This is a genomic window from Rossellomorea sp. LjRoot5 (genome assembly GCF_964253455.1).
Taxonomy (GTDB): Bacteria; Bacillota; Bacilli; order Bacillales; family Bacillaceae_B; genus Rossellomorea.
On the sequence record NZ_CAXUQN020000001.1, the window covers coordinates 3838570 to 3853755 of the forward strand.

The 15186-nt window shown below is 47.0% G+C and carries 12 protein-coding genes; 1 reads left to right on the top strand and 11 read right to left on the bottom strand.

Annotation, left to right across the window (positions count from 1 at the left end):
• Window positions 1-33: 33 nt before the first annotated feature.
• The 4 genes from ACSQ2E_RS19750 to abc-f form a co-directional block, all read right to left on the bottom strand.
• Window positions 34-1206, bottom strand: a complete 1173-nt coding sequence (locus ACSQ2E_RS19750) for a sugar ABC transporter permease (RefSeq protein ID WP_435993405.1) — start codon at window positions 1204-1206, stop codon at window positions 34-36.
• Between the two features lie 14 nt (window positions 1207-1220).
• Entirely contained in the window at window positions 1221-2741 is a 1521-nt protein-coding gene (locus ACSQ2E_RS19755) for an ATP-binding cassette domain-containing protein (RefSeq protein WP_435993407.1), read from the bottom strand.
• Window positions 2742-2817: 76 nt separating this feature from the next.
• The gene (locus ACSQ2E_RS19760) at window positions 2818-3909 is read right to left on the bottom strand and encodes a sugar ABC transporter substrate-binding protein (protein ID WP_435994657.1); all 1092 of its coding nucleotides are present in this window, start codon (window positions 3907-3909) and stop codon (window positions 2818-2820) included.
• Between the two features lie 188 nt (window positions 3910-4097).
• Window positions 4098-5726 (bottom strand): ribosomal protection-like ABC-F family protein, encoded by a 1629-nt coding sequence (gene abc-f, locus ACSQ2E_RS19765; protein WP_435993409.1) that lies wholly within the window; start codon window positions 5724-5726, stop codon window positions 4098-4100.
• 370 nt (window positions 5727-6096) lie between these two features.
• Between abc-f and ACSQ2E_RS19770 the strand changes: the two genes are divergently transcribed.
• On the top strand, window positions 6097-6870 hold the full coding sequence (locus ACSQ2E_RS19770) for a TerC family protein (RefSeq protein ID WP_435993411.1): 774 nt from the start codon (window positions 6097-6099) through the stop codon (window positions 6868-6870).
• Between the two features lie 43 nt (window positions 6871-6913).
• Here the strand turns inward: ACSQ2E_RS19770 and ACSQ2E_RS19775 are convergent, their stop codons facing one another.
• The 7 genes from ACSQ2E_RS19775 to ACSQ2E_RS19805 form a co-directional block, all read right to left on the bottom strand.
• A complete protein-coding gene (locus ACSQ2E_RS19775) occupies window positions 6914-8035 on the bottom strand; it encodes an NADH-dependent flavin oxidoreductase (RefSeq protein WP_435993413.1) in 1122 nt (373 codons plus the stop codon).
• A gap of 109 nt (window positions 8036-8144) precedes the next feature.
• Entirely contained in the window at window positions 8145-9389 is a 1245-nt protein-coding gene (locus ACSQ2E_RS19780; protein ID WP_435993415.1) for a YecA family protein, read from the bottom strand.
• 135 nt (window positions 9390-9524) lie between these two features.
• Window positions 9525-10925, bottom strand: a complete 1401-nt coding sequence (gene rlmD / locus ACSQ2E_RS19785; RefSeq protein WP_435993417.1) for a 23S rRNA (uracil(1939)-C(5))-methyltransferase RlmD — start codon at window positions 10923-10925, stop codon at window positions 9525-9527.
• 15 nt (window positions 10926-10940) lie between these two features.
• Window positions 10941-11810 (bottom strand): DNA-3-methyladenine glycosylase family protein, encoded by an 870-nt coding sequence (locus ACSQ2E_RS19790; RefSeq protein WP_435993419.1) that lies wholly within the window; start codon window positions 11808-11810, stop codon window positions 10941-10943.
• A gap of 123 nt (window positions 11811-11933) precedes the next feature.
• Window positions 11934-12707, bottom strand: a complete 774-nt coding sequence (gene pdaA, locus ACSQ2E_RS19795) for a delta-lactam-biosynthetic de-N-acetylase (RefSeq protein WP_435993421.1) — start codon at window positions 12705-12707, stop codon at window positions 11934-11936.
• 194 nt (window positions 12708-12901) lie between these two features.
• Window positions 12902-13474 carry a DUF4825 domain-containing protein gene (locus tag ACSQ2E_RS19800; RefSeq protein ID WP_435993423.1) on the bottom strand — a complete coding sequence of 191 codons (573 nt, stop codon included), beginning with the start codon at window positions 13472-13474 and terminating at the stop codon, window positions 12902-12904.
• Between the two features lie 125 nt (window positions 13475-13599).
• The gene (locus ACSQ2E_RS19805; RefSeq protein WP_435993425.1) at window positions 13600-15156 is read right to left on the bottom strand and encodes a fumarate hydratase; all 1557 of its coding nucleotides are present in this window, start codon (window positions 15154-15156) and stop codon (window positions 13600-13602) included.
• Between the last annotated feature and the right edge of the window lie 30 nt (window positions 15157-15186).

Below are 15186 nucleotides of genomic sequence, written 5' to 3' on the forward strand. Positions count from 1 at the left end.
AGGCCGGACTCCTAAGGAACCCGGCTGCTTCGATTATCTTTTCTTACGGGTCATCACATCAAAGATGACAGCTCCTGCAAGCACGCCTCCACGGATCATATATTGATAGGAGATCCCGACGCCAAGGAGGTTCATTCCACTTGTCAATGAAGCCATGACGATGGCTCCGATGATGGCACCCGTCACTTTCCCGACGCCACCTGCAGATGATACCCCTCCCACGTAAGCAGCAGCGATGGCGTCCAGTTCAAATAATGTCCCCGCAGTGGTCGTGGCAGATTGAAGACGAGATGTGAACAATATACCGGAAAGGGCAGCAAGCATCCCCATTGACCCGAAGACGATATAGGTGATTTTCTTTACGTTGATCCCGCTGAGATGAGCCGCTTCGGGATTGCTTCCCACGGCGTAGATATGGCGGCCAAGGACTGTTTTGGAAGTCAGGAAGTGATAGACGACCACAACGATCAGAATGACGATGACCGTCCAGGAAAACCCGTGATACCCCGCAAGAATCCAAGTCACATATCCGATGATGGCGGAAACGAAGACGAGCTTCAAGGCAAAAATCGGTGAAGAGATGACTTCAAACTCGTACTTGATCTTATTTCGTCTTGTCGAGATTTCACTATAAATATATAGGATGATCCCGACGAGCCCCACAAGCAGGGATAGAAGATGGAGTCCGCCTACTTCCATCAGGGATGGGATAAACCCGTTTCCGATGGCATTAAAATGATCATCCTGAATGATGATGGTGCCCGTCTTCTCCGTCACCTGAAGCAGCGCCCCGCGGAAAATAAGCATTCCGGCAAGGGTTGCTACGAAAGACGGGATCCCGATTTGGGCCACAAGCAGACCGTTGAACAACCCGACGATGGCTCCGATGATAAGAATGATCGGAATCGTAAGCCAAGTAGAGAGACCTGCCTGTGTGAGCAGGATGGCGGCAATGGCACCAAGGAATCCCGCCGCATATCCAACGGACAGATCGATATGCCGGATGACGATGACCAGGGTCATCCCGACAGCAAGCACGGCGATATAGCCTGCAGAGTCCAATAGATTACTAATGTTCCTGGACGTTATGAATAAGCCGTCCGTCATAAACGTAAATGTAAGTATGATAGCGAATAGCGCAATATACATGCCGTAATCACGGATGTTGTCGCGAATCAGCATTCTTGTTTCTTGAAAGATATTCATATGTGTTTACCCCCTTATTGCGTTGCAAGTTCCATTATTTTTTCCTGATTGGCGTCTTCCACCTGTAATTCCCCTTTGATTTCACCCTGGGCCATGACGTATACACGATCACTCATCCCGAGTACTTCCCCGAGCTCGGAAGAAATCATGATGATGCTGAGTCCCTGTTCGATCAGCTCGTTCATCACCGTATAGATTTCGAACTTCGCCCCGACATCGATTCCCCTGGTCGGTTCATCCAGGATGAGAAGCTTCGGTCCGACGAAGAGCCATTTCCCGATGGATACTTTCTGCTGATTTCCCCCGCTCAAGTTCCCGACGAGCTGTTCAAGGGAAGATGCCTTGATATGAAGAGAAGAATGATAGCGCTCAGCCACCTTGATTTCCTCATTATCATTGATGATCCCTTTGGAGGAGATCCCGCCTAAATTGGCAGCCGATATATTACTTTTTATGTCTTGCAAAAGGAAAAGCCCGTCATCTTTACGATCCTCTGTGACATAAGCGATTCCTGCTTTGATGGCATCCTTTGTATGTTTGAGTGTGGTAAGGTTGTCATTCCATACAAGGTTCCCTTCAAGCTTGTATGATTTCGCATTGCCGAATATGCTCAAGGCAAGCTCTGTTCGACCTGATCCCATGAGACCCGCAATCCCGACGATTTCCCCTTTTTTCACATGAAGGTCCACATTCTTGATCACCTGTCTGCCAAGCTGCGGGTCATAAGCAGACCAGTTTTGAAGTTCCAAAATAGGTTTACCATGGGATTTATTCGGTCGTTTCGGATAGATATCTTCAATGGAACGGCCCACCATATTCTTAATGATGATCCCTTCAGATACTTCCTCTTTAGATGCATCCAGGGTGCAAATGGTCTTACCATCCCTGATAACGGTCGCCTTATCGGCGATGTGAATGACTTCCTTTAATTTGTGGGAAATCATGATACATGTGATGCCTTGTTTTTTCAGATCCTTCAGTAATTCGAGCAGATTCTCACTGTCGTCTTCATTCAATGCTGCTGTCGGTTCATCCAAAATCAATAATTTCACGTCTTTGCTCAAAGCCTTCGCTATCTCGACCAGCTGGCGTTTCCCTACACTGAGGTCCCTCACAAGAGTATCGGGATTCACATCCAGCTTCACTTTCTTAAGGAGCTTCTGCGCCTCCACGATGGTCCGATTCCAATCAATGAAGCCTCCAATCTTCACTTCATTCCCTGCAAAAATATTTTCATAAACGGTCAGATCCGGAAAGAGAGCCAGCTCCTGATAGATGATGGCAATCCCTGTGTTGACACTGTCACTGATTTTGTTAAATTGCTGAACGGCTCCATCGAACACGATGTCGCCCGTATACGTCCCATACGGATACACCCCGCTCAGCACTTTCATTAGCGTAGATTTCCCAGCACCGTTTTCACCTATCAAGCAATGAATCTCCCCTTCTTCCACCTTGAAATTCACATCACTCAGTGCTTTGACACCCGTAAATTCCTTGGAGATATCATTCATTTCTAACAAATACTTATTCATCGCACTTAACCCCCTTTAACAAAAACAATGACAATACAGGATGGCGGCGGTTTTCCGGCCACCATCCCGCTTATTGTTATTCCTTTAATCCTGTAAACTCATCCGCTTTGTAATATCCTGAATCGATCAGTTCTTCCTTCACGTTCTCTTGATCGACCACGATGACTTCCGTTTGCTTCGCTTCTACATCTTTCTTACCGTTGTCATATGAACCTGTCGTTTCAGGTGTTTTTCCATCCAGTACGTCAACGGCAATACCCATCGCATCCGTTACAAGCGTACGTACGTCTTTGAAGACCGTCATGGCCTGCTTGCCATCGACCACATATTGTACAGATGCTTTTTCAGCATCCTGACCTGTGACGACGAAGCTTGTTACTTCTTTGTCGGATGCAAATACATCGGCAATGGAACGGGCTGTACCATCATTCGGTGCAAGAACGGCCACATTCCCCTTCATATCTGTGCCTGCTGCTGTCAGATGGGTTTGTGCTTTGTTCTTCGCTTCGTTCGGATCCCAGTTCGTTGTCACCTGACCAAGGATTTTACTCATTTCGTCACGGCTCAACTCAGCTGTATCCTTAAGCGATTCTGCTTCGCTTGAATTCGCGATTTTAAATGTTCCATCTGCAATTTTCGGTTGAAGGACTTTCCATGCTCCTTCAAAGAACAAGAACGCATTATTATCAGAAGCTGCACCGGCATATAGGTAAAGCGGTACATTGTTGCCCTCAGCATGATCGATCAAGTATTGTCCTTGTGCTTCCCCAACGGCTACGCTGTCGAATGTCACATAATAATCAACCGCATCTGTATTCGTGATCAGACGATCATAAGAAATGACTGTAATGCCTTCCTTCTTCGCTGACTCCACGGCAGCTGCTGCTGCATCACCATCCTGTGGAGTGATGATCAGTACGTCGATCCCTTTATTGATCAGAGTTTCTACATTTTCTTTTTCCTTAGCAGAAGAGCCTTGGCTGAACAGAATTTCCGTTGTATACTCGGAATCCTTCAACGCATCTTTAAAGCGCTTTTCATCCTGCACCCATCTCGGTTCGTCTTTTGTCGGCAGGACGATTCCTACACTGACACCCTTCTTACCACCCGTACTGCTACTGTTGCATGCTGCAAGCATACCCATGAATAGAATGAGAACCATTAACATTGAAACAACTTTAACCGTTTTCCTCATCTCTTACTCCCCCTTTGTTATCAAGCTCAAGGTTAATTATATTGAGAATTCGGAATGTTTGTAATCGCTTTCACTAGCACTCTTTTGGTATTGTCTGGACTTTTTTGGTATAGGAGATAAAAAAAGGGACGTTCCAATGTCGAATCGGAACGTCCCTTTTTTTACTTCAACTCATTAATCCGTCTAGTCAATTCAATAAATTTCCTGTCGAGTTCTCTATATCCCTCATCCTCATGTCTCATAAAACTAAGACGCCCCAGCACTTCCTGTCTCTCCGTCTCAAGTGTCATCCGTTGTTCTTCATTGTAATCCCTCTCGGATGCCGGCTCATCCACCTCCTTCTTGATGGTCTCGTTTTCGACCACAAGCTTGATGTCCGTCGTTTTCTCAAGAAAATAGCGGTCATGGGAAACGATGACCAGCGTTCCATTGTACTCGGAAAGGGTTTCCTCCAGCTGTTCACGTGAAGCGAGATCCAAGTGATTCGTCGGTTCATCCAGTATTAAGACATCCCTTTCCTCCAGGATATATTTCATCAGCTTGATCTTCACCCGTTCCCCCATACTCATATTCCGAATCGGTTCCTTCCAATGAGATGTCTGAAACCCAAGATGCTTCATCAACGTCTGGACTTTCCCTCTTTCCGAGAAGGTTTCTTTATAAAAAAGCTCTCCCGGGGTCTGGTCTAGGGGCAAATCGAACACTTCCTGAGTAAGGTAACCGATACTCGCTGACGGCGACATCCACACATCCCCTTCTGCCGCTTCCGCTCCCAGGATGATCTTCAGCAGGGTCGTCTTTCCGCTTCCATTCGGTCCTGTGACCGCAATCTTTTCACCATGCTGGATGGTAAAATGGACGTTCTTGAACAAGGTCCGTCCCTCAAAGGATTTTTCCAGATTCTTCACTTCAAGGACCCGTTTCCCTGTTTTGTGTGTGGATTGGATGCTGAAACGGACGTTATGGTCTTCTTCGACCTCTGTCACTTTTGTTCTCTCCAGTTCCTTCTCCAGGCGCTTTTGTTTGGATTTGACCTGGGTGTCCATGCGTTTTGCCTTGACGCGGTAATGCTCTTTATACCCTTCCTGTTTCGTGGACTCGGCGTGGGCTTTTTTCGACCAGGAGGTGAGTTCCTTCATCTGGCTCTCGATCCGCTCCACCATTTTCTGCTGCTTTTCATGCTCCCGCTGCTGCGTCAACCTCCGCAGCTTTCGTGCCTCCATATAACTGGAGTAATTCCCGTTATGCTCAATGAGCTTCTTTCCTTCGATGGACCAGATCTTCGTCACAGCCTCATCTAGGAAATAGCGGTCATGGGAAACGAAAAGAATGGTCCCTTTGTAGTCCCTGATATGTTTGGTCAACGATTTCAGGCTTTCTTGATCAAGATGATTCGTCGGCTCATCCAATAACAGCAGATCAGCCTGTTGAGAGAACCCTTTAGCGAGTCTCGCTTTCAGCTTTTCTCCCCCGCTCAACTCCCCGTATTCATGCTTCGGCACCTGCCATTTCTCCCGTAGCTTACTTTCAGAAGGGGTCAGTCCTTCCGAAGAATGGGTTTCCGTTTCCTGCTCCACCATGGTGATCGTTACATCACGAAGCCATTGAATCTGCCCATCCGTTGCCGTCCGTTCACCTGCGATCAGTTGTAGCAGTGTCGACTTTCCTGCACCATTATTTCCGATGATCCCGATGACCTCCCCTTCCTGCACGCCGGCATTCACCCCTTCAAAAATCTTCCTGTCCATCACTTCATAACTTATATTCGATAATTTCAACATTTCTCTCATACCATCTTCCCCTCTCTTTAACAAGGGAGAACAAAAAAATCCTCCCAATGGTTCTGGAAGGATTAGCACTGCGCGCACAAAGAAAGCTACGAATGAACAATAGCTAAAAACATGTATAAAAATGGGCAGACTAATCCTATTTAGGTTAATTTGAAATATGGAATTTCAAACGTCTCGAAAATAAGATTAGTTCTTCATCGTCCACCCATCACTCCTGTCATAATTAGTAAATTTACTATACCATGAAAACCTCCTATGGTGCAAAACCATTTTAGATTCGTATTAGATGGAAAATAAGTGGTAAGATAAGCTAAGAACTAATTTTTCAGTGAAAATACCCGTTTTCATCTTATAGATAGGAGAGTTGCACTTGGAATCAATTTGGTTGGAATACGGTTGGACTTTGTTAGTCCTTATCGGCCTCGAAGGTTTATTATCAGCAGATAATGCCCTTGTCCTGGCCGTGATTGCAAAACATTTATCCGAAGAGGAGAAGAAGAAAGCCATTAAATATGGAATCTTCCTGGCGTTCGCCTTCCGGTTTGTGGCCCTCTTTGCCATTTCTTTCATCGCAAACGTCTGGCAGATTCAGGCGGTCGGGGCAGCTTATCTGCTTTATTTGGGTCTGAAACATGTCATCAAAGCGAAGTTTGGGAAGGACAATGAAAAGAATCAGGAAGAAACGGAAGAAGAAGCAGCAGGCAAAGGATTCTGGCCGACGGTTGGTAAAATCGCCCTGGCAGATCTTGCTTTTGCCATCGACTCAATCCTCGCTGCTGTCGCCCTTGCCCTTGGCCTGCCTGATTCACCACTCGGGGATTTCGGCGGCATGGACGGTGGCCAATTCATCGTGGTCGTACTTGGCGGTATTGCAGGATTGATTCTTATCAAATATGCAGCCACCTGGTTCGTTCAGCTTCTGGAAAAACGCCCGGCACTTGAAACGACGGCTTATGCCATTGTCGCCTGGGTCGGTGTGAAGCTTGCGGTCATCACCCTTGCCCATGAGGATATCGGGGTGCTGGATCATGATTTCCCACATAGCACCGTGTGGACCTTGATTTTCTATGGAGTCCTCGTGGGGATTGCCCTTTTAGGATGGTTTGCTCCTGGGAATAAAGGATCTAAGCAAAGTTCAGTGTAAAAGAAAACGTCCTGTGAACGAATCACAGGACGTTTTTTTCATATTATACTCCAGGGAACCAGCCAGGAGTGTTCACAATCGCATTCCATAACGGATCAGGAACGACCAATTCTTTCTGCTTTCCTTTGTCGATCTCCGTCACGATTTCATCTTCTTTTCCTTCTTTGATTTTTTTCAGCCAATCAGGATCGATGATGAGTTCGCGGCCGAGAGCCAGTAACGGGACGCCTGACGCGAACGCTTTATGGGCATCGTCTGCAGAGTAGATCGAACCTACCCCGATCAAAGGCGCGCGGTTACCGATCGTTTCCAACAGATAGTCCATTCTTGTTTTCTCCAGATCCGCAACGCCCCTTCTTGGCTTCGAGAAGAAATCGAACAGGGATACATGAAGGTAATCGAGATCCTTGTCTGCCAGTGCATCCACAAGGGTAAGGGTATCCCCCATCGTGAATCCATTGTCTTCAGGCTCCTCTGGTGAGAAACGGTATCCAACGAGGAATGATGGATCCGCATGCTTCTCGACCACACTCTTCACTTTGTCCACAATGGCAAGTGGGAACGTCATGCGATTTTCAAGGCTTCCGCCAAAACGATCTTGTCTCTGATTGGTCAACGGTGAAAAGAACTGATGAATCAAGTACCCGTTCGCTCCATGAATCTCGACACCATCATAGCCTGCTTCAATCGCGCGGCGGGTCGTCTCACCGAAGGCTTCGATGATATTCTCGATTTCTGCTTCCGATAAGCCTCTCGCTTTCTTCTCTCCATTTTCACCCATTACGTCACTTGCGCTCACAACATCCCCATCAGGAACCAGGTCAGGTGGGCATTGTACACCTCCGTGGAAAATCTGGAGAACGGCTTTAGCGCCTTGATCCTTGATTCCTTTCGCCAAACGTTCAAGGCTTGGGATCATTTCATCGGAATCCCCACCAAATTCACCGGGGAACCCCTTACCATCAGGCGTTACGTATGTGCATGCCGTAATCACCATGCTGACATCCTTGGAACGTCTCGCATAGTAAGTAACCTCAGCGTCCGTGACGTTTCCATCCTCGTCCGAAGAAAAATTCGTCATCGGTGCCATGATGATCCGGTTCTTTAATTCGACTCCGTTTTTAAATGTATAGGGAGATACTAACTCTTTATATTTGCTGTTCATGATTTTGCCTCCTTGTTGTTGTTCAAGGGAAATATTAATAGATGTTTAGCTATTTGAACAGACATCTGCTTGGCGGGTGTGTTTTTTAGGCTTTGGGATTTTTGCCTCCTTAATTTCTACCGCAGCAGTGATTGTATTTCTTCCCACTCCCACAAGGGCAGGCATCATTGCGCCCAGTCTTTTTGCTATTTAAGTCTTCTTCTTTCGATGGGGCTGCTTGATTCATCACATTTACTTTCGATGGGGCTGCTTGATTCATCACATTTACAGGCTGTTTATTTTCTGCTTTCAATCTGATTTCAATCGGAGTGTAACCCTTCAATACCCATATACGGGTGTTATTCCATACGTTTATAAGACGATCCGTCAGCTGCTCAAATACTTCTTTTGACGGAATTTCTAGAAACGATTGCAGGTAGTCCAATACATACTCTAACGAATGCTCTTGGTTAATCATGGTGATCACTTTTTTCGCGATTTCGATCAGACGTTCATCTTCCATGTCATAGAAGTAGTCGATGAACGCAAGAAATTCGATCATTTCTGGAGTAGCATCGAAATGATTTTCTTTCCCAGCTTCCATGAGCTGCTTTTTGGTGAAGGGATAATAGTCTGCCTGATTCCTCTTCTCGAGCTTCTCTTCGTACATTACTCTCGTGTCTTTATATCCATAGGCTGACGAAAAACTGATTCTTTTATAATAATCCATCGACTCATGGATAACTGAGGAATATTCACGAATATCGAGTGGGTCACTCACGAGTCTTTCAATGGTTTCGATCCGTGCTTTACTACTCATGACCCCGTAATAATAATGAAGACCGTTTGTGAGCATGATCCATTCCGTATTTCTATTGATGATTTTATGGAGGGCAGGGCCGTCAAGTTTACGGAAACACTCCTGTAACTCCTGAGGTACCACCAATGCTTTTTGTCCGTTATGACTGCTTCCAAACACAAGGCATCTCGTCATGAGGGTAGTCAATTTTTTAGTAGAGAAATCGTGGTCCAGAATTAAAAAACCATCTGATTGTATGATTCTTTTCAATAAATCATATCTTTCCTGGTCCAAGCGATGAAGCATCTTCTCGAAGGAATGTGGAACCAACATGGAAACCTCTAAAGCCATTTCAGCTTTTTTCAGTGAGCTCATCCCTTGGAATTCATACGCTTTACGAATCGAATCTACTTCATCCTTCTTGAGTATACTCAGCGCTTCAATTAATGTAGATCCTGGTTTGATATCCTTCCAAATTCCCCGTGCCCTCTTCGCTTCCATGTCTTCCTGCATTTCCTTTAAGCCCTTTAAGCCTCTTAAAAGAGCATCCCTTGTTTTTTTATCTGCTTTTTTCATCTGTCTCCCTGCCTTTCTTTATTCCGAAGTCCATCCCTATCTAAAAAAAGAGGATCCCTCCTATGACGTTGGGACACCCTTTTAGTTGTTTTTGGTTTGAATCAGGTTTTCAAAATCATTCTCTGAACCTGGTCTTTATTTCAGAACCAGCTTCGCCACAACCTCCACATGCGCAGTCTGCGGGAACATATCGACCGGCTGCAAATATTCCACCTGGTACTGCTTCTTCAAATAGTCGATATCCTTCGCGAGGGTCGACGGGTTGCAGGAGACATACACGAACGTCTTCGGCTTCACTTCTTTCAGCGTATCCAGAAGCTTGTTGTCACAGCCCGTCCTCGGCGGATCGACCACGACGACATCTGGACGCCAGCCTTCGTTTTTCCATTTTGGCATGAGGGTTTCGGCACCGCCGACAAAGTATTCGGCATGCTCGACTCCGAATTTCTTCGCGTTCTTCTTTGCGTCATCGATCCCTTCCTTGATGACGTCCATGCCGCGGATTTCTTTCGCTCCGTCTGCAAGCCATAACCCGATCGTTCCGACACCACAATAGGCATCGACGACTTTTTCTTCACCTGTGAGGGCCGATGCTTTCTTTGCTTCGTTATACAGCTTGCTCGTCTGGAGCGGATTCAGCTGGAAGAAGGCCCGTGCGGACAGTTCATAGGTGAACTCTTCCAGACGTTCTTCGATACTTTCTTTACCAGACAAATGGATTGTTTCGTCCCCGAAGACGAGGGCCGTTTTCTGCGGATTGATGTTTTGGGCGATGGAAACGACTTCCGGAAGACGTTTCTGGATTTCCGAAATCAGCAATTCCTTGCGGGGGATTTTTTTCTCGGACGTCACAAGTACAACCTGAACTTCCCCTGTTTCAAACCCGACACGTGTCACAATCGTTTTCAGGATCGGCTTTTTCTTTTTATCATCAAAAACAGGGATGTTGAAGTCGTTGATGATCCGCTTGATTTCGTTTGTCACTTTATTCGTGAGCGGGTGCTGCACGATGCACTCATCGATGTCGATCAGCTTGTTGGAATTCATGCTGTATAAGCCTGCAATGGCCTTTCCGTTTTGTGTCCCGACCTGGAACTGACTTTTGTTCCGGTAGTGCCACGGGTTGTCCATGCCGATCGTCGGACGAATATCCATATCTTCAAGTTTGAGCTTCGTATGGCGCTCAAGTGATTGAAGAAGGATATCCCGTTTGGCGTCGAGCTGTCCTTCATATGACAGATGCTGAAGCTGGCATCCTCCGCATAGCTCATAGACCGGGCATGGCGCTTTCACACGCTCGGCTGACTTCTTCCGGATCTTTTTGATACGGGCTTCGGTGAATTTCGGGTGGACCTTGGTCACTTCAACGACCACTTCTTCCCCTGCAAGGGCTCCCGGTACGAAGACGATCTTGCGCTTGAAGAAACCGACTCCTTCCCCGTTGATGCCGATTTTCTTTATGGTCAGAGGAAACTGTTGTTTCAGCTCGATTTTCACTTCATTATGTTGTGGCTTTTTTGCGTATTGTTTTTTCATTGGTTCACGTCCGTTCTATTCGATACTTCTCCATAAATACAGTGATGCATAGCTTAAATAAGGGTGCCAGGCCGCGCTGAATTCATCCAGCTCGTCCATGGTCGGCTTCTGTTCCATTTGGAATAATTTTTTGATGGCGTTTTGAATGCCGATGTCCGCTTTCGGGAAAAGGTTCGGCCTGCCGAGTCCGAATAGCAGGAAGCTTTGAGCCGTCCATGGTCCGATGCCGCGGATTTTTGTGAGCTCTTTGATGACCGCTTCGTCCGTTTGTTCCGCCAGTTGATTCAGGTCCAGTACCCCACTTGACACCTTCTGTCCAATTCCGATCACATACTCCGCTTTTCGCTGACTGAACTGGAGCTCCCTGAGTTCTTCCACTGTAAGTCCCGCTACTTTTTCCGGTGACGGGTAGAACCAGACTCCACCCTTTTCCCAGCCATATGTGGTGACGAATCGATGGGTAAGGGTGAAGGCGAACTTGAGATTCAGCTGCTGATGGATGATGCTTTTGATGATGGTGGCGAAGGGATCGAACTCCAGGACAAGTGGTGTTCCGACATGCTCCTCAAAGATCGGCTTCAGATCGGTTTCCAGGAAATGCGTGTGCATGTCATGGAGACCTGTCTGCCATTGAAAAATGTCTGAGATTCGGTGTTGCTTCGCTTCCAGATTTTCTTCATTTTCAAACGTGATCCTGAATTCAGGCTCATCCGTTGTTCCTGTTGCCTGAATCTCGATGACCTCACCATATTCCCCGCCATGATAATAGGGGACCTTCACGCTTCGATCCTCCTGATCCACTGCATTCAACGGATCAAGCGCCAGCCTGTCCAGCACACGGTCAAAATCATACGGACCTTCAATCTTAACATTCCTAACTGCCATACTCCTCACCCTTCCGCACAAAACTTGTATGTGTATTATAGCACATGCGTGGTGTAACGCATCAAGAAGAGGGACGGACCTCAATTCCTAGGACCTGGTCCTAGGAATGAGGGTCCGTCCCTCTTATTTCATCATCGGATGCTCATCGAGGCTTTTGAAGGTGTAGCCCCGTTTTTTGAGGTCCTGGATGGCTTTTTCGAGTGCGTCTGCGTTGTCTTTGGAGACGGAGTGCAGGAGGATGATGGCACCGGGATGAGCCTGGGCCATGATGTTGTCATAGGAATACTTCCATCCTTTTTGCTGGTCTGTCTTCCAATCGATGAAGGCAAGGGACCAGAAGACGTGGGTGTAGCCTTCTTCTTTCGCGATTTGAAGTGTGCGTTCAGAGAAGACGCCCCTTGGCGGACGGAGGTACTTCATTTCCTTCTGTCCTGTCAGTTCTTTCGTTTCCACTTTCACTTTTTGGAGCTCTTCCCTGATCTTCTGGTCGGAACTTGCGGTGAAGTCCGGGTGATGCCACGAATGGTTCCCGATAATATGTCCCTCTTTCACCATTCGCTTGACGAGATCCTCGGCACTGAGCAAATAGTGACCGGTCACGAAGAAGGTGGCTGGTACTTTTTCCTGCTTCAATACATTGAGAATCTTTTCCGTATAGCCATTTTCATATCCGTTGTCGAATGTAACGTAGAGCACTTTTTTATCTGGTGAACCTTTATAAAAGGCATCGTACTTATCGAGCAGCTGGTCATAGGCAGCGCCTGCTTCCGGCTGCACCTCATTTTGACTCTTTTTGAAACCCCAGCCGATCGGATTATTGGATACTGCATAAGCCTCCGCCGGTATGAGCAATACTAAGATTGCTGCTATGATCAACACTTTTAGTGATTTTCGCAAAATTGAACCCTTCTTTCCCTTGCGTTTCCCTTAGTTTTTGAGAACGGGAAGGATTCATGTGTACTAATAGTATCCAGAAATGGGTGTTCATCTTGTGATTTTAATTTGATTTGGGACCGAAGCACATGATGGATCCGCTCTGTGGCGGCACTTCATTAATTTTTACGTCGCTTTCAAACCCAAGGTCCCTCCCTCTACTCAAAAAACGTCTGATATTTCGTTGCCATTTCGGTCAGTTTGCCTTCGTGTTCTTCGATGAAGGTGGAGACGGTCTTTCTGTCCCAGATGTCGTCGCCTTTCGGGAAGTCGCTGAATTCCTTGGATAAACCTGCGACCATTTTATCCCTGGAGACTGATACCATGGATTCGTCGACGGTGAAGTGATATTCTTTCGCATTCGGTACAAGAAGCGTGAGGTAGATCGCGTTGTAGTAAAAGTTTTTCCGGTTGACGTTGCTGCCGTCAAACCAATACTCATTCACATCGCTTTCAGATAACTTCCCTTCTTCTTCATAGCCGTATGTCACCTTCACCATTTCACCGGAAAGATCGATTTCCTTGATCGTTTCAGCCCCTGGCAGCTCTTGTAGGATCGCCTGTACTTTCGAGTTATCTCCTACATAGGTTCCGCTATTTTCTTTCAATGTATCCACACTCACATCGTCAATAGACGTGATATCCGCTTCTTTTTCAGGATTGGCCGCACATCCTGATAAGAAAATCATCAAAGTAAGAATCAACATGCCAAATAATTTATTAAAAATCATACTCACCCTCCAACTCCTGTTTATATGTCATACGAATGAACGCTCGTTAAAGTTTCATCCTGATTTTAACATATATAACCAATAAAAAAACCACCCCGCAGCATGAACAGGATGGTACCAATTTCTTATTTAAAAACCTTTTCCTTGAACTGTGCCAGTTTTTCCAAAGAAGATTTGTCGACTTCCGCGTGCAGGCTGTTTCCGTGTGAATCCATCGTCACAACCGCCGTGAATCCTTCTACATTCAGATGCCACATCGCTTCCGGGATACCGAACTGCATCAGGTCGACTCCGTCTACGCCTTTGATACAATCTGCGTAGTACTGGGCCGCTCCACCGATCGCATTCAGGTACACCCCGCCATGATCCTTCAGAGCGGCAAGGGTTTTAGGACCCATTCCGCCTTTACCGATGACGGCACGGATACCGAAGCGCTTCATGATATCGCCTTGATAAGGCTCCTCGCGGATGGACGTTGTCGGGCCGGCCGCTTTCACGTGCCAGTTGCCTTTATCGTCCTTCAGCATCACGGGGCCACAGTGATAGATGATCTGTCCGTCGAGATCAACCGGGGCATCGTTTTCGCTAAGATACTTGTGAATCGCATCACGGCCAGTGTACATGCGGCCGTTGATGTGAACGACGTCTCCCATTTTCAGTTCACGGATTTTCTCTTCCGTGATCGGAGCTTCGAGGACCACCACATTTGGCTGTTCCCCAGAAGTTGCCGCAGCCGTTTCAAGCTCAGCAACTGACCTTTCTGTCAGGTCGATCTTATCGCCTTCCTGATAGAACCACTCATCGACTCCGCCTGTTGTTGCGTCAAGCTTCACGCCCAGACGACGGAACGCCCAGCAGTTATAGGCAACAGATACGAAGAAGCTTGCAGGAATCCGGTTCATGACGCCCACTTTACAGCCAAGAAGGGTCGTTTCCCCGCCGAATCCCATCGTGCCGATACCAAGCTCGTTCGCATTGTCCATCACATACTCTTCCAGCTTGCGAAGATCTTCATTCGGATTCACATCCTCAACGGAACGGAATAATTGTTCTTTTGCAAGATCATAACCGGAAGAACGGTCTCCGCCGATTCCGACGCCGATGAACCCGGCGCTGCAGCCCTGTCCCTGTGCCTGATACACCGAATGCATCACGCATTTACGGATTCCGTCAAGGTCGCGCCCGGCACGGCCAAGTCCTTCAAGCTCACAAGGAAGGCTGTACTGGATGTTCTTATTTTCACAACCGCCGCCTTTTAAGATCAGGCGCGCATCGATATAATCCTTTTCCCACTGTTCGAACTTGATGACAGGCGTCCCAAGACCGAGATTGTCCCCTGAGTTTGCCCCCGTCAATGAATCAACAGAGTTCGGACGAAGCTTCCCGTCCTTTGTTGCTTCTACCATGGCCGCATAGATCGCTTCCTTGATTTCAAGCTGATTCACGCCGACCGGAGTCTTTATTTTAAAAGTAGGAAGTCCTGTATCCTGACAAATCGGGGATACATTGTCATCCGCCATCTTCACGTTATTTGAAATCGTGTCCAGGCTCATCGCCGCACGGGTCCCTGCATTCTCACGGGATTTCGCCGAGCGGATCGCACGCCGTACATCTTTCGGCAGATTCGTGGACGTTTCCACAATCAAATCGTACATACTTTGCTGTAATGTCTCTTTATTCATCGTTCTCCCCCTCTAAAGATCTCAAACAGT

Excerpts from the sequence above, each read along its gene's own strand:
- ACSQ2E_RS19750 (WP_435993405.1), bottom strand. The coding sequence starts at position 1,206 with ATGAATATCTTTCAAGAAACAAGAATGCTGATTCGCGACAACATCCGT.
- ACSQ2E_RS19755 (WP_435993407.1), bottom strand. The coding sequence starts at position 2,741 with ATGAATAAGTATTTGTTAGAAATGAATGATATCTCCAAGGAATTTACG.
- ACSQ2E_RS19760 (WP_435994657.1), bottom strand. The coding sequence starts at position 3,909 with ATGTTAATGGTTCTCATTCTATTCATGGGTATGCTTGCAGCATGCAAC.
- abc-f (WP_435993409.1), bottom strand. The coding sequence starts at position 5,726 with ATGAGAGAAATGTTGAAATTATCGAATATAAGTTATGAAGTGATGGAC.
- ACSQ2E_RS19775 (WP_435993413.1), bottom strand. The coding sequence starts at position 8,035 with ATGAACAGCAAATATAAAGAGTTAGTATCTCCCTATACATTTAAAAAC.
- ACSQ2E_RS19780 (WP_435993415.1), bottom strand. The coding sequence starts at position 9,389 with ATGAAAAAAGCAGATAAAAAAACAAGGGATGCTCTTTTAAGAGGCTTA.
- rlmD (WP_435993417.1), bottom strand. The coding sequence starts at position 10,925 with ATGAAAAAACAATACGCAAAAAAGCCACAACATAATGAAGTGAAAATC.
- ACSQ2E_RS19790 (WP_435993419.1), bottom strand. The coding sequence starts at position 11,810 with ATGGCAGTTAGGAATGTTAAGATTGAAGGTCCGTATGATTTTGACCGT.
- ACSQ2E_RS19800 (WP_435993423.1), bottom strand. The coding sequence starts at position 13,474 with ATGATTTTTAATAAATTATTTGGCATGTTGATTCTTACTTTGATGATT.
- ACSQ2E_RS19805 (WP_435993425.1), bottom strand. The coding sequence starts at position 15,156 with ATGAATAAAGAGACATTACAGCAAAGTATGTACGATTTGATTGTGGAA.